The organism is Mesorhizobium sp. CA5 (assembly GCF_020165105.1).
Lineage (GTDB): Bacteria > Pseudomonadota > Alphaproteobacteria > Rhizobiales > Rhizobiaceae > Mesorhizobium.
Genome location: NZ_JAIUHJ010000009.1, coordinates 169289 through 189688 on the forward strand (window position 1 = coordinate 169289; position 20400 = coordinate 189688).

A 20400-nucleotide genomic window follows, 5' to 3' on the forward strand; every position below is an offset into this window, starting at 1 on the left:
CGCCAGCCCATCAATTCGATGTTGTTGATGATGTCGTCGGCGACGACACGGAGCCGGCCTTCGCACCGACGGCAGCGCTCTCGGAACCCGGACGCTGGGCCGGCACCAGAAGCCTTGTGTTCTGCACGCCGTACTTCCAGGGATCGACCATCTGCATGGCGGTGTTGGACGCCTGCGCGTTGCCGGCCGCCAAGGTCACCCCTTCGGCGCGTACATAGTCGTCGCTGGTGCAACCGCCGGCGAAACCGGCGAGCAGCAGAGCGATGCAAACGGGTATGCGCATGGCCTTAATCCTTTGGCAGATCGAGGAAGTGGCCGGACGTGGCGGCAGCCACCGGGCGGGCGGCGCTGCCGTCAGCCAGCGCCACCGGACGCTTTGACGCCGAGGCGTTCACTTCTTCGGTGTTGTTCAGGAAATAGTCGGCGGGACTTGCCGGCTGGGTGCCGTCGGTCGGCTCGACCATCTTCTTCGAGGGATCGACCGGCTTGACCAAGTAGGGCGTGACGATGATCACCAGATCGGTTTCGCGCCGCTGATAGGACTTCGAGGAAAACAACGGGCCGAGCACCGGCAGCTTGCCGATCCCCGGTACCCGCGATGTCGTGATGTCGTTCTGCGACTGCAGGAGGCCGGCGATCATGAAGCTCTGGCCGTTCTTGAGGTCGACCGATGTCCTGGCGCGGCGCACGATGAAGGCCGGAATGGAAATGCCGCTGCTGACCTGGATGGAAGCGGACGGGTCGATCGAGGACACTTCCGGCGCGATGTCGAGGCTGACCAGCCCGTCCTTCAGCACCGTCGGCGTGAAATCGAGGCCGACGCCGTACTTCTTGTAGGTGACGCTGATCTTGCCATTGTCTTCGGAAACCGGGATCGGGAACTCGCCGCCGGCAAGGAAGCTCGCCGTCTGGCCCGAACGCGCGATCAGGTTCGGCTCCGCCAGCCGCCGCGCCAGGCCGCGTTCCTCCAGCGCCTTGATGGCGATGTCGATGGAAACGCCGTTCGACAGCAGGCTGCCGATGATCTCGCCTGTTCCGGCCCCCGTCAGGTTTCCCCCATCCGGGTTCAGAACGACTTTGCGGTTGCCGATGCCATAGGCGAAATTGGCTGCGTATTTAGCGCCGAGATCCTGCCCCGCCTGGCGGTTGATCTCGACGAAGCGGACATTGAGCTGCACCTGCTGCGAGGACGAGATGTTGACCGAGTTGATGACTTCCTCATTGCCGGAAAAGCGTGACGCGATCTTGCTGGCTTTGTCGGCGGCGACCGCATCGTCGGCTTCGCCCGACAGCACGACGCGCCCGTTTGCCGAGCCAACCTTGATCTTGGCGTCGGGCACGCTGGCGCGGATGGTGCTGGCCAGCTGGTCGGTATCCAGCGTCACCTCGATGTCGATGGTGCCGACAAGCTGCTTGTTCTGGTCGAACAGGGCAATGCCGGTGGTACCCAGGTTGTTGCCCAGCACATAGAAGGATTTGTCGGTCAGCGGGTTGACGTTGGCGATCTCCGGGTCGCCGATGACGATCTGGTAGAAGGCGGCGCTCGTCATGATCGTCTTCGGCTTGCCCTTGGCGACCTTGATCGAGGCGTTCTTGTTCGCCGAGACATAGATGACGTCATTGCCCGCCCTTGCCGGCGCGGCGACGGCAAGCACTGTCGCCGCCAGCGCAATCACGCCGAGAAGACGCCATCCCCCGGTCGTCCGAAATGCATCAAACCCGAACATCTTGCCCCGTCCCCGCCGGTCCCCACCGGCTATTGCTGCAGTTCCTGCGGCGGTTGCCGCGAAGGAACCTTGTATTCCTCGACCTTGTCGCCGCGCGTCACGATCACCGTCTTGAATTTCGGCTCATCCTGGTCCTTCGTCACCGCATTGACGAGCGAGGCCGCGCTCGCCTGCGCATTTGCGGCAACCGAACCGCCGAAGGACGAGATGGTCGTCAGCCCGCTTTCGCTGGCGCTGGCGTCGGCGGCCGACCGCAGCGACAACGACAGCGTGCCGACGGTGCGGGCAAGCGCCACCTTCTGCGCCCCGTCGTTGGTCACCTCGATGGTCACCGAATTGGCGACTTGCGGCTCGGTCTTGCGTTCATCGGCGCCCTGTCCGACCGAGAGCACCTTGGCATCGGAGACGACGATCTCGGACGTGACGGTCGAGCCGGCAGCCCCTTGAGCATTCTTGGACACTTCCTGGATGTCCCCAGCATCGCGCGTCAGCACGACGTCGACGCGGTCTCCCGGCGTGATGAAGCCGCCGACGCCGGCGATCTCGTCGGTGCGGATGGTGACGGCCCGCATTCCCGCCGACAGCATGTTGGAAAGCGTGGCGCGGCCGTTCGGTCCCGACAGCTTGGTGAGCAGCACCGGTTCGTTGACCTCGATCGGCGACAGCACGACCCGGCTGCCGTCCGCAAGCAGCTTGTCGATCGTCGGGAAAGCGCCCTGCGGCAGCGAATCCTGCGGCCACGGAATCTCGGCGAGTTGCGGCCGTCCAAGCTCCATGCCGTAGCGCAGCGGCGCTTGCGCCACCACGATGGTCTTGAACTCGACCTTGGGCTGCTGCGGCGCCACGACGACCTTGACCTCGGCCTGAGCCTTCGCCTGGCTCTTGACCCAGAAATCCGCCGCAAAGATCGAGATCGCGCCGAAAACGGCGGCGATGCCGATCATGGTTATGGCCTTGCCCCTCACAATGGAATCCCTGACGCCCGTGGTCTTTTGTTAATTGGGTCTCACGCTAGGCGTTAATGTTAAAGAATCAGGAATCCCGCGACCCGCCGACCGCCCTATTTCGGCCGGCTTGGTTATCGAATGGTTTTGGAATAAGAGACAGTTTGAATCCCTGAACGGAACAGGAACTCGCTCGCCCGCCAAAAGCGTGGCAGTATCGAGGAATGATTCGCATTACCGGACGCTAGGCCCAGCATGGACGACAGCAACGACCTCTTCGGCAAGATGGAAAAGCCGGCACAGCCGGTGCGCGCGCCCTCGCGGCCCGCCGATCCGCTGGTGCAGGCCGCGAAGCGTACGACCGCCGCCCGCGACGGCAGCGAGGGCTACAGCGCCGCCGATATCGAGGTGCTGGAAGGGCTCGAGCCGGTGCGGCGCCGTCCGGGCATGTATATCGGCGGCACCGACGACAAGGCGATGCATCACCTGTTCGCCGAGGTCATCGACAATTCGATGGACGAAGCGGTGGCCGGCCACGCCACCTTCATCGACGTCGAGCTTTCCGCCGACGGCTTCCTGACCGTCACCGACAACGGCCGCGGCATCCCGGTCGATCCGCATCCGAAATTCAAGAAGCCGGCGCTCGAAGTCATCATGACCACGCTGCATTCGGGCGGCAAGTTCGACTCCAAGGTTTACGAGACCTCCGGCGGCTTGCACGGCGTCGGCGTCTCGGTCGTCAATGCGCTGTCCGACCACCTCGAGGTCGAGGTCGCGCGGGGTCGTCAGCTCTACCGGCAGCGTTTTTCGCGCGGCGTTCCGGTCAGTGGATTGGAGCATCTCGGCGAGGTCCACAACCGCCGCGGCACGAAGACCCGTTTCCATCCTGACGAGCAGATTTTCGGCAAGGGCGCCGCCTTCGAACCGGCGCGCCTTTACCGCATGACGCGCTCGAAGGCCTATCTGTTCGGCGGCGTCGAGATCCGCTGGACCTGCGATCCGTCGCTGATCAAGGACAAGGATCAGACGCCGGCAAAGGCCGAGTTCCATTTCCCCGGCGGCCTGAAGGACTATCTCAAGGCGACGCTGGGCGACGAATTCCAGGTCACGCGCGAGGTTTTCGCCGGGAAGAGCGACAAGCAGGGCGGCCACGGTTCGCTCGAATGGGCTGTGACCTGGTTCGGCGGCGACGGTTTCCTCAACTCCTATTGCAACACCATTCCGACCCCCGAAGGCGGCACGCATGAGGCCGGCTTCCGCAACGTGCTGACGCGCGGACTGCGCGCTTACGCCGACCTCATCGGCAACAAGCGCGCTTCGATCATCACCACCGATGACGTGATGATCTCGGCCGCCGGCATGCTGTCGGTGTTCATCCGCGAGCCGGAATTCGTCGGCCAGACCAAGGACAGGCTGGCGACGATCGAGGCAATGCGCATCGTTGAAAACGCCCTTCGCGACCCGTTCGACCACTGGCTGGCAGACAATCCGCAGGAAGCCTCTAAGCTTCTGGACTGGGTCATCGCGCGCGCCGACGAACGCGTGCGGCGCCGCCAGGAAAAGGAAGTCTCGCGCAAGAGCGCGGTGCGCAAGCTGCGCCTTCCGGGCAAGCTCGCCGATTGCACACAGAACGCCGCCGCGGGCGCCGAGATCTTCATCGTCGAGGGCGACTCGGCCGGCGGCTCGGCCAAGCAGGCGCGCGACCGCGCCAGCCAGGCAGTGCTGCCGCTGCGCGGCAAGATTCTCAATGTCGCCTCCGCCGGCAACGACAAGCTAGCCGCCAACCAGCAGATTTCCGATCTCATCCAGGCGCTCGGCTGCGGCACGCGTTCCAAATATCGCGACGAGGATCTGCGCTACGACCGCGTGATCATCATGACCGACGCCGACGTCGACGGCGCGCACATCGCTTCGTTGCTGATCACCTTCTTCTATCAGGAGATGCCGAACCTGATCCGCGGCGGCCATCTCTACATGGCCGTGCCGCCGCTCTATTCGATCCGGCAAGGCGGCAAGGTCGGCTATGCCCGCGACGACGCGCACAAGGACGAGTTGCTGCGCACCGAGTTCACCGGGCGCGGCAAGGTCGAGATCGGCCGCTTCAAGGGCCTGGGCGAGATGATGGCCTCACAGCTCAAGGAGACCACGATGGATCCGAGGAAGCGCACGCTTTTGAGGGTCGACGTGATCGACGCCGAGCAGGCCACCAAGGATGCCGTCGACGCGCTGATGGGCACCAAGCCCGAGGCGCGTTTCCGCTTCATCCAGGAGCGCGCCGAATTCGCCGAGACGGACGTGCTGGATATCTGAACGCCGTCCGGTCCATAACAGGCTCCGGCACGGAGAACCGGTGTGACCTGGACGCGGTTTAAAGAGCTTGTCGAGAGGCCCTTAAGCGGTCTGACGCAGCCGACCCGTTCGGACTGGATTTTTGCCCTACGCACGGTTTCGGCCGGACTGGTCGCGCTGCTTGCCGCCTATGCGCTGAAGCTCGATCATCCGCAATGGGCGATGATGACGGTGTTCATCGTCGCGCAGCCGGTCGCCGGCATGGTGCTGGCAAAGGGCTTCTACCGGCTGCTCGGCACGCTGGCCGGCGGTCTCGCCGCAGTCGGCATCACTTCACTGTTCGGCGCCGACCCGTGGCTGCTTGTCACCGTGCTGGCGCTCTGGATCGGCGTCTGCACGCTGGTCTCGTCGCTGTTGCGCAATCCGGAAGCCTATGGCGCCGCGCTTGCCGGCTACACGGCGATGATCATCAGCCTGCCGGCCCTCGGACAACCGCATATTGTCGTCGACCTCGCCGTCGCGCGTTGCGCGGAGATCGTGCTCGGCATCGTCTGCGCCGGCGTCACCAGCCGGTTGATCCTGCCAAAGCTCGCGGCCGACGCTATCATTTCCAGGTTGAAGCGCAGCATCCTCGACCTTGCCGAATATGCCGGCGGCGCCTTTTCCGGCGGCGACCCGGCGAGCCTCGCCGCGCTCCAGCGCAAGCTGATCGCCGATGCCCAGACGCTCGCCGAGATGCGCACCTATGCGCGGCTGGAAGCGCCGAGCTTCGCCACCCGCGCCCATCCGGTGCGGCGCACGATCGGCCAGCTTCTGTGGGCGCTTTCGGCGGCGCGCGCGTTGCACAGCCACCGCAGGCCGAAGAACGCGGCGCTCATTCCCGTGCGCAGCGAGCTGAAAGCCTTCGTCGGCGAACTGGCGGCGACGCCCGGCGCGCTCGATGACACCGGGCCCTGGGTGGCGCGGCTCGACGCGATCGCGAGCAAGGCCCGGGAGATGCCCGAACTGCCCAACGATACCGGCTCCAAGGATAACGGCGAAGACAAGGTCGGCACCATCACCCGACTGACCATCGCCGGCGATTTCGCCGAGGCGCTGAAGCAGGTGATGCGCGGGCTGGAGGCGCTTCGCTCGCCTGTCTCCAGCAAATCGAGCGAGCGGGGCCAGCCGGCGCTGGTTGTCCACCGCGACTACCAGGCCGCATGGCGCAATGCCGTGCGCGCCGCGCTGGCGACGTTGCTCGTGGCGATTTTTTGGCTGACGACCAGATGGTCGGAAGCCGCCGGCACCGTCATCCTCGTCGCCGTCGTCTCCAGCCTGTTCGCATCGCGCCCAGATCCCGTGCAGTCCGCCTGGGGTTTTTTCACCGGCACGCTGATCGCGCTGCCTTTTGCCTTCCTTGTTGGCCAGGTCGCGCTGCCGGCGCTGCCGGGCTTCGGCTGGTTCACGCTCTTCGTCGTGCCGATCCTGGTGCCCGCAGCGCTCGGCATGGCCAATCCGCGCCATGTCGGCGTCGCCACCGCCTTCGCCATCAACTTCCTCGCCTTCCTCAGCCCGCATCAGCAGATGATCTACGACCCCGGGCCGTTCTTCGCCGGCTCGGCCTCGATCCTGGTCGGCATCCTGATTGCCATCGGCGTCTTCATTGTCGTGCTGCCCGCCGATCCCTGGGTCACCGTGGAGCGCATCTCGCAGGCGATGCGCGAGGACCTGGCCCGGCTTTGCCTGCATGAGCGCATTCCCCGCCGTTCGGCCTTCGAAAGCCTCGCCTATGACCGGATCAATCAGTTGATGCCGCAGGTCCAGCGGACGGGCCGCAAGGGCGATCCCATTCTCGGCGGAAGCATCGCGGCCGTCACCGTCGGACTGGAAGTGCTGCGGCTGCGCCACGCGCAACTGAACTCCGCCGTTCCGCATGAAACAGTCGAGTCCATCGGCAATTTCCTGCGCGCCCTGGCGCGCGAATTGCTGTTTCGGCAACCGGGCGAGCCGCAGACCGCGACCATCGCGGTGGCGAGGCAATACGCGGCCAGCATCGCCCACCGCAGCGATCGGCTCGAAATACTGCAGATCGCCGCCTCGCTGCGCATCATTGCCGCGGCGATGGAAGATTACCCGGATTTCTTTGCGAAGGGTCGCGCTTAACCGCCTCGGGACGTGTCTGGTTTGGGCCTTCCCGAGAATGGGTCCTTGCTGGACTGGTCGACACCTTTTAGGGTGGACACATGGCGCTCAAGCGGATGGACAACATCGGAATCGTCGTTGAAGACCTCGACGCGACGGTTGATTTCTTTCGTGAGCTTGGCCTTGAACTCGAAGGGCGTGCCACGATCGAAGGAGAATGGGCCGGGCGTGTCACCGGGCTCGGCGATCAGCACGTCGAGATCGCCATGATGCGCACGCCCGACGGCCACAGCCGACTCGAGCTGTCCCGCTTCATCAAGCCGCCCGTCATCGCGGATCACCGCAATGCCCCGGTGAACGCATTGGGTTACCTCCGCGTCATGTTCGCCGTGGACGACATCGACGACACGATTGAGAGGCTCCGCAAGCGCGGCGCCGAGCTCGTCGGCGAAGTCGTCCGGTATAAGGACGCGTATCGGCTTTGCTATATCCGTGGGCCTGAAGGGCTTCTCATAGGACTCGCCCAGGAACTCAGCTGAGGCCTGATATGTGTCCCTAGGCCGCGGCGATGGCCAGCGCATGTCCGCGCGCGTTTTCGCGCAGCGCGTCGAGATGGATCGACTTCACCAGCCCTGCGAGATCGCCCTCGGCCGCTTGGCCGCCGAGTTCCTTCAGCATCAGCCAGCTCACTTCCTGCACGCCGGCGACACGCCGGCCATTGGCGACCTCGCGCCAGACTTTCAGCGCCCTCAGGATGATGCCATGCGTGGCCGGCGCAAGCCCGGCGCTGCGGAACAGCGCCTGCAGCGCAACGTCGTGCCCGCCAGCGAGAAGTGCCGTCACCCGTTGCTCGGATTGTCGGGCTAGAGCCACCAGGGTCGAGCCGAAGAAGTCCACCTTGCCATGCGCGATGGTGCGGATGATGAAACCGGCGGTGAGGTCGCCGCGCAGCCGCAGATGCTCGATCAGTGCGGCATGCTCCTCCATGCGCGTTCCCTCGATCAGCGTGACCGAGGCTTTCACGCAGGCATCGCGCATGACGCGATCGGCGCGCGCCGCCCCCATCATCGCCAGCACCAGCGGCGAACCTTTCAAGGTCTCGCCGAGCTTGACCAGCAACATGTGCCGGCAGTCGGCCGGCAGGCGCCGATCGGCAATCAGCGCCTCGCGCACCAGCGGCAGGTGGCCGTGCCGCTCGGCCATGCGGCGGAAGCTCAGCGAAGCGATCTCGGCGCCGCTGTTGCCGATCAGCGCGGCGCAGGCTTCCGGTTCGCCGATCTCGGCGATCGCCGCCGCCAGCGACATCGAGACGACCGGACGGTTGGCGATCAGCTTCTGCGTCGCCTTCTGGCCGCAGGCGACGCGCTCGACCAGATCGGCGTCGGTAAGCAGCGGCGAACGCGCGAGCACCAGCGCCGCCACTTCCGGCTGGTCGGCGGCCAAGGCGCTGATCACCTGCGGCGGCGCGTGATGGCTCATCGACAGCGCCTCGGCAAGCGCCAGGCGCACCTTGAACGAGGCGTCGTCCAGAAGCAGCGTCAGCGCCGCCTCGGCGGCACAGCGATCCTCGAACGGCAGATCGGAGTTGATATAGGCGCGCGCCAGCGCGCTCGCGGCGGCGGCACGCTCGGAAACCCTTGCCGTATCAATCCATTTTAGAAAATGCGAAACAACCATACCGACCAGCTGCGCCCTTGCCGGAAAGGTCCCGGCTCCGTTGTGAACGGTAGGCTGCAAATGGTTTACGAACGGTTCACCATGTTTCTTAACCGGCTTGATGGGGGCGCAGCCAACGCCTATCAAGCAAGGACATCGGAGGAAATCGAACCATGGCCGGGCTTTATCTGGAAGAGTTTGTCGTCGGCCATGTCTTCCGCCACACGCTGCGCAAGACTGTGACCGAGAGCGACAACATGCTGTTTTCGGTAATGACGTTGAACCCGCAGCCCTTGCACATCGATTTCGACTTTGCCGCGAAAACCGAATGGGGCAAGCCGCTGGTGAATTCGCTGTTCACGCTCGGTCTGATGATCGGCATCTCGGTGAACGACATCACCGTCGGCACCACGGTCGCCAATCTCGGCATGAAGGAAACGGTGTTCCCGCACCCCGTCTTCCACGGCGACACCATCCGCGTCGAGACGACGGTTGTCTCGGTGCGCGACTCCAAGTCGAAACCCGATCGCGGCATCGTCGAGTTCGAGCACCGCGCCTACAATCAGAATGACATTCTTGTCGCCAAATGCACCAGGCAGGCGATGATGCTGAGGAAGGCGGCCTGATGCGCTCGCTGCTGTTTGTGCCCGGCGATTCCGAGCGCAAGCTGGAAAAGGGATTCGAGGCCGGCGCCGACGTGGTCATCGTCGATCTCGAAGATTCCGTTGCCGCCGCCAGCAAGGCGGCGGCGCGCGCGACCGCGGCCGGGTTCATCTCGAGTCAAAGAGACCGGACGGGTTCGGCAATCTATGTGCGGGTCAACGATCTTTCCACCGGCCTGACAGACGCCGATCTCGCGGCGCTCGTCGTGGCGAAGCCCGACGGCATCATGCTGCCGAAGTCGAACAGCGGGCAAGACGTCCAGCAACTGGCGGCAAAGCTGCGCGTGCATGAGGCCGAAAACGGGCTGCCGGACGGCGCCATAAGTATCCTGCCGATCATCACCGAGACAGCGGCGGGCGTGCTGGCGGCGGCGAGCTATGCCGGCGCAAGCGCGCGGCTTGCCGGCCTGACCTGGGGCGCGGAGGATTTGTCCGCGGCAATCGGCGCGCGCGCGACCCGCGACGAGAGCGGCCGCTACACTGACGTGTTTCGCCTGGCGCGCACCATGACCATTCTGGCGGCAGGCGCGGCCGAAGTCGCCGCGATCGACACCATCTTTCCTGATTTCCGCGACATGGCCGCCTTCGAGACAGAATGCCGAGAGGCCGAGCGCGACGGCTTCACCGGCAAGATGGCGATCCATCCGGCGCAGGTGCCGGTCATCAATGCCGCCTTCACGCCGTCCGCCGAAGCAGTCGCGCGATCGCGGGCGATCGTCGATGCCTTCGCGGCGGCGGGAAATCCGGGCGTCGTCGGCATCGACGGCAAGATGTACGACCGGCCGCATTTGCGTCTGGCCGAGCGTTTATTGGCTCGCGCCAGGGCGGCGGGCAGCCTTGCCTGAGCTTACCAGACCATCGGGATCAGTTTGTAGCGCACGCGCGCGGCGTAATCGTCATAGCCTTGCAGGCCGGTTCGCAACGTCTTTTCCTCGATGAAGGTGCGGATGGCGAGCAGGACGATGAAGGCGAGGACCGATGCCAGCCCCCACCAGGAGCCGAGCAGCAGCGCCGTGCCGGCGAAATAGAGTATGGCGCCTGCATACATAGGGTGGCGGACATAACCGTATGGACCGGTGGTGATCACCTTCTGTCCACGCTCGTCCTGGATCCTCACGACAGGCGCAGCGAAGCTGTTTTCCAGCATCGTCAGATAGCAGACCCATATCCCGACGAGCAGGACCAGCACGCCGACGACCTGCCCCCAGACGGGAACTGGCGACCAGCCGAAACGGATGTCGAGCCCCATCAGAGCCAGCCAGGCGAAGATGCCGAACAGCAATATGCTCAGCAATATCTTGTCGGCCGCGGTCTGGGTCTTCTGGATCGGCGGGCGGAGACGCTCATTCATCAGGCCTGGATCGCGCCGGGCGAGCGCGACGCCCATGGTCAGGCTCAGCCCGACCATCACGACTATGTACACCCAAGCTCCGGTCCAGTGCAGCGTGCCGGCCGACAGAAACAGCAGCACGCCCATGATGCCGAACCATACGAATGTCTGGAAAACCAATCTCGAGATCATGACCAACCTTCCATGACGTCCCCCGCCGCTATTGGCCGCCCGCCGCGCCGTTCCTCCGGAAATCCACAAATAGCCCTAACCGGCCCAGGGACCGGCGTAATCCGCGTAGAGCTTTGCCGGATCGGGCCGCGGCCGCTCCGGCGCCGGTCCCTGATAGGAGCCGATATGGACGAAGCCGATGACACGCTCCTGCGGCGACAGCCCGAGGATCGCCCTGCCCTCCGGAACGTCGGAATACCAGTTGCTGATCATGTTGGTGCCATAGCCCAACGCGTTCGCCGCGATCATCAGGTTCATCGCCGCCATGCCGCCCGACAGGAACATCTCCCATTGCGGGATCTTCGGGTTCTCCTTCGGCACCGACACGACGCCGATCACCAGCGGAGCGCGCGAGAAGCGCGCCAGTTCCTGGTTGCGCCGGCCTTCCGGCAGCGGTCCCTCGCGCTGTTCGGCAAGTGCTGCCAGCTTCTTGCCGATCTCGATGCGCGCCTCGCCGCGATAAAGGATGAACCGCCATGGCTCGAGCCGGCCGTGGTCGGGAACGCGCGAGGCGGCTGCGATCATCGTCGCGATCTCGGCATCGCTCGGCGCCGGTTCCTTGAGGTCGGGTATCGGCGCGGAATTGCGGGTGAGCAGGAAGTCGATGATCGGCGACGCCATGGGCGCAAGTCTCCTTAGCATTCAATAGCATTCAATTTTGAGCTGAAGCACGCCATCGGGAGGTCGGGCGGCTCGGGCGGTGGCGTTTTGCGCCGGATAAGAAGCCGCCGCGCAAGGCAGCGCGCTTCTAGAGCATGATGCCGAAAAGTGTGAAGCGGTTTTCGGACGACATCATGCCCTACTTCTTTGACTTAGAGCCGGATTCAGATTTCAGGTCAATTCGACCTGAAATCATTCGGCCCCAGGCCTTGAAATTGCCACCGCCTTGGGCTTCAACGCAAGGCATGTTTGAGGGGATCTTGCGCCTTTTCGTGATCGCACTCGTCGCTGCGTTGTTCGCGGTGCCGGTTTCCTTCGCGCTGGCCCAGAACGCCAACGACATCGGCGACATCAAGCTTCCAGGCATTTCGAGCTACGCAACGCCGAAGGCTGGGACGCCGCTGGCGCTCGGCAACGGCGGCGCCATCACGCTGTCGGCGCAGTTGACCGCCAAGGGCGCCGACATCACCCGCGGCATCGTCTGGCGGGTCTTCAGGCCGCAGCCCGCCAGTGATGGCAAACTGCCGATGGTAGCATCCGCCCATGGCGGCACGGCCGTGTTCCAGCTCGACCCCGGCAGCTATCTTGTCCATGCCTCCTACGGACGCGCCGGCGCCACCAAACGCATCACGGTCGGCAAGGAGGCAAGGCGCGAAAGCCTTGTGCTCGACGCCGGCGGCCTGAAGCTTGACGCGGTAACATCCGGCGGCGCGCCCATCCCGCCGAAGAAATTGCGCTTCTCGATCTATGAAGGCCAAGCCGCGGCCAATGGCGACCGGGCGCTGATCGCCCCCGACGTCGCGCCGAACACCGTGGTGCGGCTGAACGCCGGCACCTACCATGTCGTCTCCACCTATGGGGCGGTCAACGCCGTGATCCGCTCCGACATCCGCGTCGAGGCCGGCAAGCTGACGGAGGCGACCGTCGAGCACCGCGCTGCCGAGATGACGATGAAGCTGGTGCGCGAGCCCGGCGGCGAGGCCATCGCCGACACGTCCTGGTCGCTGCTCAACGAGAGCGGCGATCCGATCAAGGAAGCGGTCGGCGCCTTCGCCTCGATGGTGCTGGCCGAAGGCCAATACACCATCATCGCCAAGAACCGCGACCGTATCTACCAGAAGGATTTCACGGTCGTTGCCGGCCAGAACCAGGAAATCGAGGTCGTGGCCAACGAATCCTCAGCCATCGACCCCGAGGAAGGCGCGGACTGATCGGGCTGATCAGGCCGCCTTGTGCATCCGCTTCGGCAGGAACGGCACGCGGCCACGCTGCGCGGAAGGCGTCGCCAGGTCGAAGACCGCGCGATAGAGGCGATCGAGCAGCGCCTTGCGGTCGCGCAGCGGCTCGAGGTCGCTCCATCTCAGCACGTCGCCGATGCGCACCTCGATCGCCTTGCCCGACAGTCGGGCGAATTCGCGGATAAGCAAGGAGGTGCGCAGCGTCAGCGACGCCTTGCCGATGAACTTCGCCACGCGATTGTCGCGCTCGGCCATGTTCATCGGGCCGCTGACGAGATGGAACAGGCGGCCGTTCTGGCCGGAGAAATGCATCGGGATGACCGAGGCCTTGGCGTCCTGGACGAGCTTGGCCGGGAACATCTTCCACGGCAGGTCGATGGCGCGGCCGAAACCCTTCGGCGCCGTGGCTACGCCGCCGGCCGGGAACACGACGATGGTGACGCCTTCCTTCAACAGCCGCACCGCTTCATGGCGCACCGCCATGTTGTTCTTCAACGCTTCCTTGGTCTCGGAAAAATCGATCGGCAGCGAATAGGGCTCCATCTCGCGGATCCTGAGCAGATCCTTGTGGATCATGACCCGGAACGGCCGGCCGAGCTGCTCGGCCAGCGACAGCACCGCAATGCCGTCGCCGATGCCGAAGGGATGGTTTGCGACGATGACCAGCGGCGTGTCCGGCAGCGCTGGCGGCGGCCATTGCACGGCGTTGCGGACCTTGACGTCGATCAATTCCAGCATGCGGCTGAATACGCGGTCGCCTGTCGGCACAACCTGGCGGCGCCAGAAATCGTAGAGCACGGCGAAGCGGTCGCGCCCCGACAGGCCCTCGACCGAATGGATGAACCAGCGCGTCAGCACCGGTTGATGCGGGTTGGCGTAGGAAAGCTCGGGAAACCGTCTTTCCCGCAGTTTCAACTTGAGCATGGCGGCTCGTTACAAGGCTGGCGTGACAGGCATATGAAATGGCGGTGGACACGCCACCGCCATTCAAGGAAGCGCTGGTAAGTCAGGCTGCGCGACGCTTGCGGTCGGGCGAGACCGCCTCGTCTGTGAGAGACTTCACGGCATCCTCGAGCTTCAGCGATTCCTGGTCGCGGGAGCCAAGCCGGCGGACATTGACGGTTTCCTCTTCCGCCTCGCGCCTGCCGCAGACGAGGATGACCGGCACCTTGGCGAGCGAATGCTCGCGCACCTTATAGTTGATCTTCTCGTTGCGCAGGTCGGCTTCGGCGAGCAGCCCCGCGGCCTTCAGCCGCTCGACCACATTCAAGGCGTACTCGTCCGCATCCGAGGTGATCGTCGCCACCACCACCTGCAGCGGTGCGAACCACAGCGGGAAATGGCCGGAATAGTTCTCGATCAGGATGCCGAGGAAGCGCTCCATCGAGCCGCAGACGGCGCGATGCACCATCACCGGCTGCTTCTTCTCCGAATCCGAGCCGATATAGAAGGCACCGAAGCGCTCCGGCAGGTTGAAGTCGACCTGCGTGGTGCCGCATTGCCATTCGCGGCCGATGGCGTCCTTCAGCACATATTCGAACTTCGGCCCGTAGAACGCACCCTCGCCCGGATTGATCGAGGTCTTGATGCGGTTGCCGGAGCGCGTGCGGATCGTCTCCAGCACATTGCTCATGATCGCCTCGGCATGGTTCCAGGCCTCGTCGGTGCCGACGCGCTTGTCCGGCCGGGTCGACAGCTTCACGCTGACCTCCTCGAAGCCGAAATCAGCATAGGTGGACAGGATCAGGTCGTTGATGCGCAGGCATTCGGCCGCGAGCTGCTCCTCGGTGCAGAAGATATGCGCATCGTCCTGCGTGAAGCCGCGCACGCGCATCAGCCCGTGCAGCGCGCCCGACGGCTCGTAGCGATGCACATTGCCGAACTCCGCAAGCTTTACGGGCAGTTCGCGGTATGACTTCAACCCATGCTTGAAGATCTGCACATGGCCCGGACAGTTCATCGGCTTCAGCGCGAAGACGCGGTCGTCGTCGGTGTCGTCGCCGGCGACCGTGACCTTGAACATCGCATCACGGTACCAGCCCCAGTGTCCGGACGTCTCCCACAGGCTCTTGTCCAGCACCTGCGGCGCATTGACTTCCTGATAGCCGTGCTCGTCGAGGCGGCGGCGCATGTAGTTGATCAGGTTCTGCACCATCTTCCAGCCCTTGGCGTGCCAGAAGACGACGCCCGGTCCCTCTTCCTGGAAATGGAACAGGTCCATCTCGCGACCGAGCTTGCGGTGGTCGCGCTTCTCGGCCTCTTCCAGCAGGGTCTGGTAGGCATCGAGCTGCGCCTGGTCGGCAAACGCTGTGCCGTAGATGCGCGTCAGCATCGGATTGTTCGAGTCGCCGCGCCAATAGGCGCCCGCCACCTTCATGAGCTTGAAGGCATTGCCGATCTGCCCGGTCGAGGCCATGTGCGGACCGCGGCACAGGTCGAACCAGTCGCCCTGTGCGTAGATTTTGAGGTCCTGGTCCTCCGGAATCGCGTCGATCAGCTCAAGCTTGTAGCGCTCGCCCTTCTCGGCGAAGACCTTCTTCGCCTTCTCGCGCGACCACACTTCCTTGGTGAACGGCTTGTTGCGCTGGATGATCTCGCGCATCTTCTTTTCGATCACCGGAAAATCGTCCGGCGTGAACGGCTCGTTCCTGGCAAAGTCGTAATAGAACCCGTTCTCGATAACCGGCCCGATCGTCACCTGCGTTCCCGGCCACAGCTCCTGCACGGCCTCGGCCAGCACATGCGCCGCATCGTGGCGGATGAGCTCCAGCGCGCGCGGATCCTCGCGGGTGATGATCTCGACCTTGCCGGACGTGCCGAGCGGATCGGAAAGATCGCGAACGATGCCGTCGAGGCTATAGGCCACAGCCTTCTTGGCCAGCGACTTGGAGATCGACTCGGCAAGGCCGGCGCCGGTCAGCGCCGCGTCGTAGTCGCGGACCGAACCATCGGGAAATGTCAGGGAAACGGAATTCGGCATCAGGATTCTCCTATCCAGTCCCGCAAACGAGCGCGGGTGGTGAAATGCATGTCGCAGGATGCGTGCGGCTTGCAGAGGGTTAGCCGGAGGCTCCGGCGCGGCAGTCTTTTATGAGGAGTTTCCGCCGACGTAAAGCCGCAACCCGTTCTATTTGATGAGGTCGGGCAAATCCTTCAGGAACGCCGCCCGCGTCGCGAGACCCTTCGGCTCTCCGGTACGCTTGGCATCGACGACCAATTTTGCAAAGACGATGCGACGGCCGTCCTTCTCGGCCCAGCCGACGAACCAGCCGAGCGAGCGCTTGCCGTCCTGGCCGAGCCTGGTGCTGCCCGTCTTGCCTTGTACCGTCCAGTCCCCTACCGCGAAGGTCGGCAGGATCGCCCTGGTCATCTCATGCGCTTTCGCCGACACCGGCATCTTGCCGGCGAGCAGCTGGCGCAGAAACGCCGTCTGCTCGACCGGCGATATCTCGAGCGAGGAATTGATCCAGGATTGCGTCAGCCCGTTGTCCTTGCCGGCATCGCCCGAGACATCCTTGTTGCCATAGCCGAATTTCGACATGTAGCCGGCGAACTTCTCGGCACCGAGCCGCCGCGTGATCTCGCGCGAATACCAGACGATGGAATCGCGCTCCCAGATCGTCGGATCGACGGTCTTTTGGTCGCGCTTCGCCGCCTTGAACTCCGGCTTGTACTCCCAGTTCGGCGTATGCTCGTCGCTCAGGATGCCGGCATCGTAGCCGATCAGCGCCAGGGGCACCTTGAAGGTAGAAGCCGGGCTGACGCGCTGCTCGCAGACGCCGTCCTGGTAAAGTGTTGCGCCGCTTTGCTGGTCCTGGATCAGCGTGCAGTGGATGTCGCCGAGCGGCGCCGATTGCGCCCGCACCGGCAAGCCCAGCATCCAGGCCAGCAGGAAAAGGACGATGGCGAAAATGAAAGGATAGCGGTCCATCTGGCGCATGGCGAAGTCACTCCGGAATGAGATTACAGGAGCGGCTTAGCGAGGCGACTTGTCTCGATTTTGTCTCAAATTCGCAGTGTTCGTGCAGCTTCGCGTTAACCCTACCGGACCGTTAAAATCCGCATCGCGCGGGACGGCGAAGCGATCAGATTTCGGGCTCGCTGTGCCTTTTGCCGATCAGCCAATAGCGCCAGGGCATGAACCAGACATAGCGATGGGCAAGCACCTCCGGCACGCGGTCGATGCCATGCGTCCCAAACGGCCCGCATCGCAGCACCCGGAACAGTCCCATCCAGCTGCCCGCCCACAGGCCATGGCGGGCAATCGCCTCATGCGCATATTCGGAGCAGGTCGGCAGATGCCGGCAGCTGTTGCCGACAAAGCCGGACAGCGTCAGCTGGTAGAGGCGCACGAGCGAGGTCCCCAGGATGCGCCCGGGCGTCTTGCGCCAAGGCCCCGGCCAGTTGCGCCCGCGCTCGATTGGCCGGCCACCATGCGTATGTCCGGGATGGTCGCCCACCCACATCTCCACGGTTGTTTTGCTACGCGATAGATGTGTCCTTCCGATCTCGAACGCAACGCCCTTTCCCCTCATGGCCTGGGGCGACGGATGGGATACCGGTCGGCCACTGGCGCATGGCGCGTGCAACTGCCGGGCCTTTCTTCGCACCAGCCGGCGTGCCGGCTCTTGTCGCGCCACTGAAACGTCGCGATCAGCATGACGTCGCTCAGAATGGCCAGGAACTGGTTCATGGCAGTGCTCCTTTGAGCACCGATTAGACTGCCGCTGGCCTTCCTTCTCAAACGAGTATAATTTCGGCTTCGGATAACCTGAGGTTATGCGATATGAAGCGTGGCCGGCTGCCGCTGACGGCGCTCAGGAGCTTCGAATCTGCCGGCCGGCACCTTAGTTTCAGCCTGGCGGCCGAGGAGCTTTATGTCTCGCAGGCCGCGATCAGCCGGCAGATACGCGAGCTCGAGACCTTTTTGGGCAGACCGCTGTTTCTGCGCCTCCATCGCCGCGTCGAGCTGACGGATGCGGGACATCTGCTACTCGACCGATTGGTCAGAAGCTTCGACGACATCGATCGCGTGCTTTCGGAGCTTACGGCCTCGCCCGCGCAGGCGATTGTCCGCGTCAGCGTCGAACCGTCGCTTGCCGCCATATGGCTGCTGCCGCGGCTCAATCGCTTTCGCCAGTTGCGGCCCGATATCGATGTGTCCCTCGAAGTCGATCCACGGCCGATCGAGTTCCGCAGCGATCAGCCCGAACTCGCCTTGCGTTTTAGCGCCCACGCCACGTCATGGCCGCGTAGCGAGGCCGAGCGCCTGGCCTCGACTGTCGATTCACCGGTCCTGTCGCCGGCGCTGCTCGCCTCCGGCCCTCCGCTGGAAAAGCCGATCGACCTTCGCCATTACACGCTGCTGCATGAGGAAAACCGCCAGGGTTGGGCGCGCTGGTTCCAGACCGCCGGCGTGCCCGCCGACGCAGTGCCCGCGCGTGGCCCGATGCTGGCCGATGTCTCGCTTTCGAAACAGGCTGCCCTGCTTGGCCATGGAGTGGCGCTCGGCGATCTTTTGCAGATCGGCGAGGACCTTGCGTCAGGCGCTTTGATCAAGCCGTTCGATATCGATGTCGCTTCCGGTGCCTATTGGCTGGTGGCCAGGAGCCTACGGAATCTGCCGGAACCCGCCAAGGCATTTGCGGACTGGATACGAGGCGAGTTCGCCGTGAACAGGGGAGCGGCCTGACCGCTGCGCTCAAGCCGCCTGTTCGGCGCGCTTCTTCTCGATCTGGCCGATCGCGTCGACCACCGCGTCGAAGGTCAGCATGGTCGAGGCATGGCGCGCCTTGTAGTCGCGCACCGGCTCCAGATATTTGAGATCGGCGAAACGGCCTTCCGGCGGCGCGCCGTTCTCCTTGAGCATCTTCAGCATGGTTTCGCGCACGGCGCGCAATTCGTCGGCGCTGGCGCCGACCACATGCTGGGCCATGATCGAGGACGAGGCCTGGCCGAGCGCGCAGGCCTTCACGTCATGGGCGAAATCGGTCACCACGTCGCCGTCCATCTTGAGGTCGACCGTGACGGTCGAGCCGCACAATTTGGAATGCGCCCTGGCCGTCGCGTCGGCATCGTCGAGCCGGCCGATCCGCCCTATATTCCCGGCGAAACCGAGAATTTTCGCATTGTAGACGTCGTCGATCATATTTTTCCAATCCGTCGCCGCCAAGCGAACAGGCTTTGCCGCTCTCGCGTCTTCCTTTCGCGCCGCTCGAACCATATATAATGGTCGCAGTCGGGCATCGACAAGGCGACGAAAAAGCCGTTGTCCCTGCTCATCTGTTCACGCCGCTTGCGGGATGGAAATGGGCGATTTTCACCCAAAAGGTCGTGGTCCGTTCAACTCGTCCCACCTTTGAGTGGGACTACGGGAGACGCCTTTATGGATGCCGTCATCAAGAAAATCATGCCCCCGTCCGAATATTTGGAAAAGCCCGTCACCGACCGGCCGAGCGAAGCCGAGGTCGAAGCCGCCGTCCGCACGCTTTTGCGCTGGACCGGCGACAATCCGGACCGCGAAGGCCTGATCGACACGCCCAAGCGCGTCACCAAAGCCTTCCGCGAAATGTTCAACGGCTATGACATGTGCCCGGCCGACGAGCTTGGCCGCACCTTCGAGGAAGTCGCCGGCTATGACGATCTCGTCATCGTCAGGAACATAAAATTCCATTCGCATTGCGAGCATCACATGGTGCCGATTATCGGCAAGGCGCATGTCGGCTATCTGCCTGACGGCAAGGTCGTCGGCCTGTCGAAGATCGCGCGCGTCGTCGACATCTTCGCGCACCGGCTGCAGACGCAGGAGGCGATGACCGCGCAGATCGCAGGCGTCATCCAGGACGTGCTCAACCCGCGCGGCGTCGCCGTCATGCTCGAGGCCGAGCATATGTGCATGGCCATGCGCGGCATCCGCAAGCAGGATTCGACCACGCTGACCTCGACCTTCACCGGCGTCTTCAAGGACACGCCGGAGGAGCAGGTCCGCTTCGTCACCATGGTGCGCGCCGGCGGCTGATCGCCGGCCATCGCCGGCCACTAGAAAGAAAGATCTACCGGCGATGTCGGCACTGCAATTCCCCAAAGCCCCATCCGATAAGAAATCGCTGGAGGAAGGCTCCGTCCTTTCTCCGCGCTTCGATGCGGCCGGCCTCGTCACCGTCGTTGTCACCGATGCCGGCGACGGCATGCTCTTGATGGTCGCGCATATGAATGCCGAGGCGCTGGCGCTGACGCTGGAGACCGGCATTGCCCATTACTGGTCGCGCTCGCGCAACGCGCTGTGGAAGAAGGGCGAAACCTCGGGCAATTTCCAGCAGGTCGTCGAGATGCGCACGGATTGTGACCAAGACGCGATATGGTTGCGCGTCAAAGTGTTGGGCCACGACGCAACCTGCCACACCGGACGGCGTTCTTGTTTTTATCGGACGGTGGGGCTCAGCGACGGCAAGGCGGTGCTTGTCGGCGATGGCAGCAAGCCGCTGTTCGATGCGGACCAGACGTATCGGAAGCCGGTGTGAACCATTCGATATTCACAAA

21 protein-coding genes are annotated in these 20400 nt (G+C 64.0%); 9 read left to right on the plus strand and 12 right to left on the minus strand.

Annotated features, from left to right (window positions below; genetic code table 11):
* Window positions 1-10: 10 nt before the first annotated feature.
* Genes LB529_RS14280 through cpaB form a run of 3 tightly spaced genes read right to left on the minus strand, consistent with a single transcriptional unit; the run spans window position 11 to window position 2671 of the window.
* The gene (locus LB529_RS14280; RefSeq protein WP_140690575.1) at window positions 11-283 is read right to left on the minus strand and encodes a hypothetical protein; all 273 of its coding nucleotides are present in this window, start codon (window positions 281-283) and stop codon (window positions 11-13) included.
* Between the two features lie 4 nt (window positions 284-287).
* Window positions 288-1727: a type II and III secretion system protein family protein gene (locus LB529_RS14285; RefSeq protein ID WP_224711418.1), complete on the minus strand. Its 1440-nt coding sequence runs from the start codon at window positions 1725-1727 to the stop codon at window positions 288-290.
* A 29-nt stretch (window positions 1728-1756) separates the two neighbouring features.
* Window positions 1757-2671, minus strand: a complete 915-nt coding sequence (gene cpaB / locus LB529_RS14290; RefSeq protein WP_224525372.1) for a Flp pilus assembly protein CpaB — start codon at window positions 2669-2671, stop codon at window positions 1757-1759.
* Window positions 2672-2926: 255 nt separating this feature from the next.
* Here cpaB and parE point away from each other — a divergent pair, with 255 nt between their 5' ends.
* From parE to LB529_RS14305, 3 genes are all read left to right on the plus strand, one after another.
* Window positions 2927-4981 (plus strand): DNA topoisomerase IV subunit B, encoded by a 2055-nt coding sequence (gene parE / locus LB529_RS14295; protein WP_224706715.1) that lies wholly within the window; start codon window positions 2927-2929, stop codon window positions 4979-4981.
* A gap of 42 nt (window positions 4982-5023) precedes the next feature.
* A complete protein-coding gene (locus tag LB529_RS14300; RefSeq protein ID WP_224711419.1) occupies window positions 5024-7105 on the plus strand; it encodes an FUSC family protein in 2082 nt (693 codons plus the stop codon).
* An 80-nt stretch (window positions 7106-7185) separates the two neighbouring features.
* Window positions 7186-7623: a VOC family protein gene (locus tag LB529_RS14305; RefSeq protein ID WP_224631831.1), complete on the plus strand. Its 438-nt coding sequence runs from the start codon at window positions 7186-7188 to the stop codon at window positions 7621-7623.
* Window positions 7624-7639: 16 nt separating this feature from the next.
* On the opposite strand, the gene LB529_RS14310 is transcribed toward LB529_RS14305, so the two are convergent.
* Window positions 7640-8761 carry a DUF2336 domain-containing protein gene (locus LB529_RS14310; RefSeq protein ID WP_224711420.1) on the minus strand — a complete coding sequence of 374 codons (1122 nt, stop codon included), beginning with the start codon at window positions 8759-8761 and terminating at the stop codon, window positions 7640-7642.
* A gap of 152 nt (window positions 8762-8913) precedes the next feature.
* Here LB529_RS14310 and LB529_RS14315 point away from each other — a divergent pair, with 152 nt between their 5' ends.
* Both LB529_RS14315 and LB529_RS14320 read left to right on the plus strand, forming a co-directional pair.
* A complete protein-coding gene (locus tag LB529_RS14315; RefSeq protein ID WP_224602701.1) occupies window positions 8914-9366 on the plus strand; it encodes a MaoC family dehydratase in 453 nt (150 codons plus the stop codon).
* On the plus strand, window positions 9366-10247 hold the full coding sequence (locus tag LB529_RS14320; protein WP_224711421.1) for an HpcH/HpaI aldolase/citrate lyase family protein: 882 nt from the start codon (window positions 9366-9368) through the stop codon (window positions 10245-10247). The genes LB529_RS14315 and LB529_RS14320 overlap by 1 nt, the downstream gene beginning before the upstream one ends.
* 2 nt (window positions 10248-10249) lie before the next feature.
* Here the strand turns inward: LB529_RS14320 and LB529_RS14325 are convergent, their stop codons facing one another.
* Both LB529_RS14325 and LB529_RS14330 read right to left on the minus strand, forming a co-directional pair.
* A complete protein-coding gene (locus tag LB529_RS14325) occupies window positions 10250-10924 on the minus strand; it encodes a methyltransferase family protein (protein WP_224711422.1) in 675 nt (224 codons plus the stop codon).
* Window positions 10925-10999: 75 nt separating this feature from the next.
* Window positions 11000-11584 carry a nitroreductase gene (locus LB529_RS14330; RefSeq protein WP_140840394.1) on the minus strand — a complete coding sequence of 195 codons (585 nt, stop codon included), beginning with the start codon at window positions 11582-11584 and terminating at the stop codon, window positions 11000-11002.
* A 284-nt stretch (window positions 11585-11868) separates the two neighbouring features.
* Here LB529_RS14330 and LB529_RS14335 point away from each other — a divergent pair, with 284 nt between their 5' ends.
* On the plus strand, window positions 11869-12834 hold the full coding sequence (locus LB529_RS14335; protein ID WP_224711423.1) for a hypothetical protein: 966 nt from the start codon (window positions 11869-11871) through the stop codon (window positions 12832-12834).
* 9 nt (window positions 12835-12843) lie between these two features.
* Here the strand turns inward: LB529_RS14335 and LB529_RS14340 are convergent, their stop codons facing one another.
* From LB529_RS14340 to LB529_RS14360, 5 genes are all read right to left on the minus strand, one after another.
* A complete protein-coding gene (locus LB529_RS14340) occupies window positions 12844-13785 on the minus strand; it encodes a lysophospholipid acyltransferase family protein (protein ID WP_224711424.1) in 942 nt (313 codons plus the stop codon).
* Between the two features lie 82 nt (window positions 13786-13867).
* Window positions 13868-15841, minus strand: a complete 1974-nt coding sequence (thrS, locus tag LB529_RS14345) for a threonine--tRNA ligase (protein ID WP_224711425.1) — start codon at window positions 15839-15841, stop codon at window positions 13868-13870.
* Between the two features lie 147 nt (window positions 15842-15988).
* Window positions 15989-16801 carry a class D beta-lactamase gene (gene blaOXA / locus LB529_RS14350; RefSeq protein WP_224711426.1) on the minus strand — a complete coding sequence of 271 codons (813 nt, stop codon included), beginning with the start codon at window positions 16799-16801 and terminating at the stop codon, window positions 15989-15991.
* 145 nt (window positions 16802-16946) lie between these two features.
* Entirely contained in the window at window positions 16947-17327 is a 381-nt protein-coding gene (gene yidD / locus LB529_RS14355) for a membrane protein insertion efficiency factor YidD (RefSeq protein WP_224711459.1), read from the minus strand.
* Between the two features lie 65 nt (window positions 17328-17392).
* On the minus strand, window positions 17393-17554 hold the full coding sequence (locus LB529_RS14360; RefSeq protein WP_224711427.1) for a hypothetical protein: 162 nt from the start codon (window positions 17552-17554) through the stop codon (window positions 17393-17395).
* Between the two features lie 93 nt (window positions 17555-17647).
* Between LB529_RS14360 and LB529_RS14365 the strand changes: the two genes are divergently transcribed.
* Window positions 17648-18553 (plus strand): LysR substrate-binding domain-containing protein, encoded by a 906-nt coding sequence (locus LB529_RS14365; RefSeq protein WP_224711428.1) that lies wholly within the window; start codon window positions 17648-17650, stop codon window positions 18551-18553.
* Between the two features lie 9 nt (window positions 18554-18562).
* Here LB529_RS14365 and LB529_RS14370 read toward each other — a convergent pair whose 3' ends face one another.
* Window positions 18563-19009, minus strand: coding sequence for an iron-sulfur cluster assembly scaffold protein (locus LB529_RS14370; RefSeq protein WP_140627330.1), 447 nt, complete (start codon window positions 19007-19009; stop codon window positions 18563-18565).
* A 237-nt stretch (window positions 19010-19246) separates the two neighbouring features.
* Here LB529_RS14370 and folE point away from each other — a divergent pair, with 237 nt between their 5' ends.
* Window positions 19247-19879 carry a GTP cyclohydrolase I FolE gene (gene folE, locus LB529_RS14375; RefSeq protein ID WP_095765060.1) on the plus strand — a complete coding sequence of 211 codons (633 nt, stop codon included), beginning with the start codon at window positions 19247-19249 and terminating at the stop codon, window positions 19877-19879.
* A 43-nt stretch (window positions 19880-19922) separates the two neighbouring features.
* Entirely contained in the window at window positions 19923-20381 is a 459-nt protein-coding gene (gene hisI / locus LB529_RS14380) for a phosphoribosyl-AMP cyclohydrolase (RefSeq protein WP_224711429.1), read from the plus strand.
* The last annotated feature ends 19 nt before the right edge of the window (window positions 20382-20400 follow it).

Excerpts from the sequence above, each read along its gene's own strand:
- LB529_RS14315 (WP_224602701.1), top strand. The coding sequence starts at position 8,914 with ATGGCCGGGCTTTATCTGGAAGAGTTTGTCGTCGGCCATGTCTTCCGC.
- hisI (WP_224711429.1), top strand. The coding sequence starts at position 19,923 with ATGTCGGCACTGCAATTCCCCAAAGCCCCATCCGATAAGAAATCGCTG.
- LB529_RS14330 (WP_140840394.1), bottom strand. The coding sequence starts at position 11,584 with ATGGCGTCGCCGATCATCGACTTCCTGCTCACCCGCAATTCCGCGCCG.
- blaOXA (WP_224711426.1), bottom strand. The coding sequence starts at position 16,801 with ATGCGCCAGATGGACCGCTATCCTTTCATTTTCGCCATCGTCCTTTTC.
- LB529_RS14365 (WP_224711428.1), top strand. The coding sequence starts at position 17,648 with ATGAAGCGTGGCCGGCTGCCGCTGACGGCGCTCAGGAGCTTCGAATCT.
- yidD (WP_224711459.1), bottom strand. The coding sequence starts at position 17,327 with ATGTGGGTGGGCGACCATCCCGGACATACGCATGGTGGCCGGCCAATC.
- LB529_RS14360 (WP_224711427.1), bottom strand. The coding sequence starts at position 17,554 with ATGAACCAGTTCCTGGCCATTCTGAGCGACGTCATGCTGATCGCGACG.
- LB529_RS14370 (WP_140627330.1), bottom strand. The coding sequence starts at position 19,009 with ATGATCGACGACGTCTACAATGCGAAAATTCTCGGTTTCGCCGGGAAT.
- LB529_RS14305 (WP_224631831.1), top strand. The coding sequence starts at position 7,186 with ATGGCGCTCAAGCGGATGGACAACATCGGAATCGTCGTTGAAGACCTC.
- LB529_RS14325 (WP_224711422.1), bottom strand. The coding sequence starts at position 10,924 with ATGATCTCGAGATTGGTTTTCCAGACATTCGTATGGTTCGGCATCATG.
- LB529_RS14310 (WP_224711420.1), bottom strand. The coding sequence starts at position 8,761 with ATGGTTGTTTCGCATTTTCTAAAATGGATTGATACGGCAAGGGTTTCC.
- LB529_RS14340 (WP_224711424.1), bottom strand. The coding sequence starts at position 13,785 with ATGCTCAAGTTGAAACTGCGGGAAAGACGGTTTCCCGAGCTTTCCTAC.
- LB529_RS14335 (WP_224711423.1), top strand. The coding sequence starts at position 11,869 with ATGTTTGAGGGGATCTTGCGCCTTTTCGTGATCGCACTCGTCGCTGCG.
- folE (WP_095765060.1), top strand. The coding sequence starts at position 19,247 with ATGGATGCCGTCATCAAGAAAATCATGCCCCCGTCCGAATATTTGGAA.
- LB529_RS14320 (WP_224711421.1), top strand. The coding sequence starts at position 9,366 with ATGCGCTCGCTGCTGTTTGTGCCCGGCGATTCCGAGCGCAAGCTGGAA.
- LB529_RS14280 (WP_140690575.1), bottom strand. The coding sequence starts at position 283 with ATGCGCATACCCGTTTGCATCGCTCTGCTGCTCGCCGGTTTCGCCGGC.
- thrS (WP_224711425.1), bottom strand. The coding sequence starts at position 15,841 with ATGCCGAATTCCGTTTCCCTGACATTTCCCGATGGTTCGGTCCGCGAC.
- LB529_RS14285 (WP_224711418.1), bottom strand. The coding sequence starts at position 1,727 with ATGTTCGGGTTTGATGCATTTCGGACGACCGGGGGATGGCGTCTTCTC.
- cpaB (WP_224525372.1), bottom strand. The coding sequence starts at position 2,671 with ATGATCGGCATCGCCGCCGTTTTCGGCGCGATCTCGATCTTTGCGGCG.
- parE (WP_224706715.1), top strand. The coding sequence starts at position 2,927 with ATGGACGACAGCAACGACCTCTTCGGCAAGATGGAAAAGCCGGCACAG.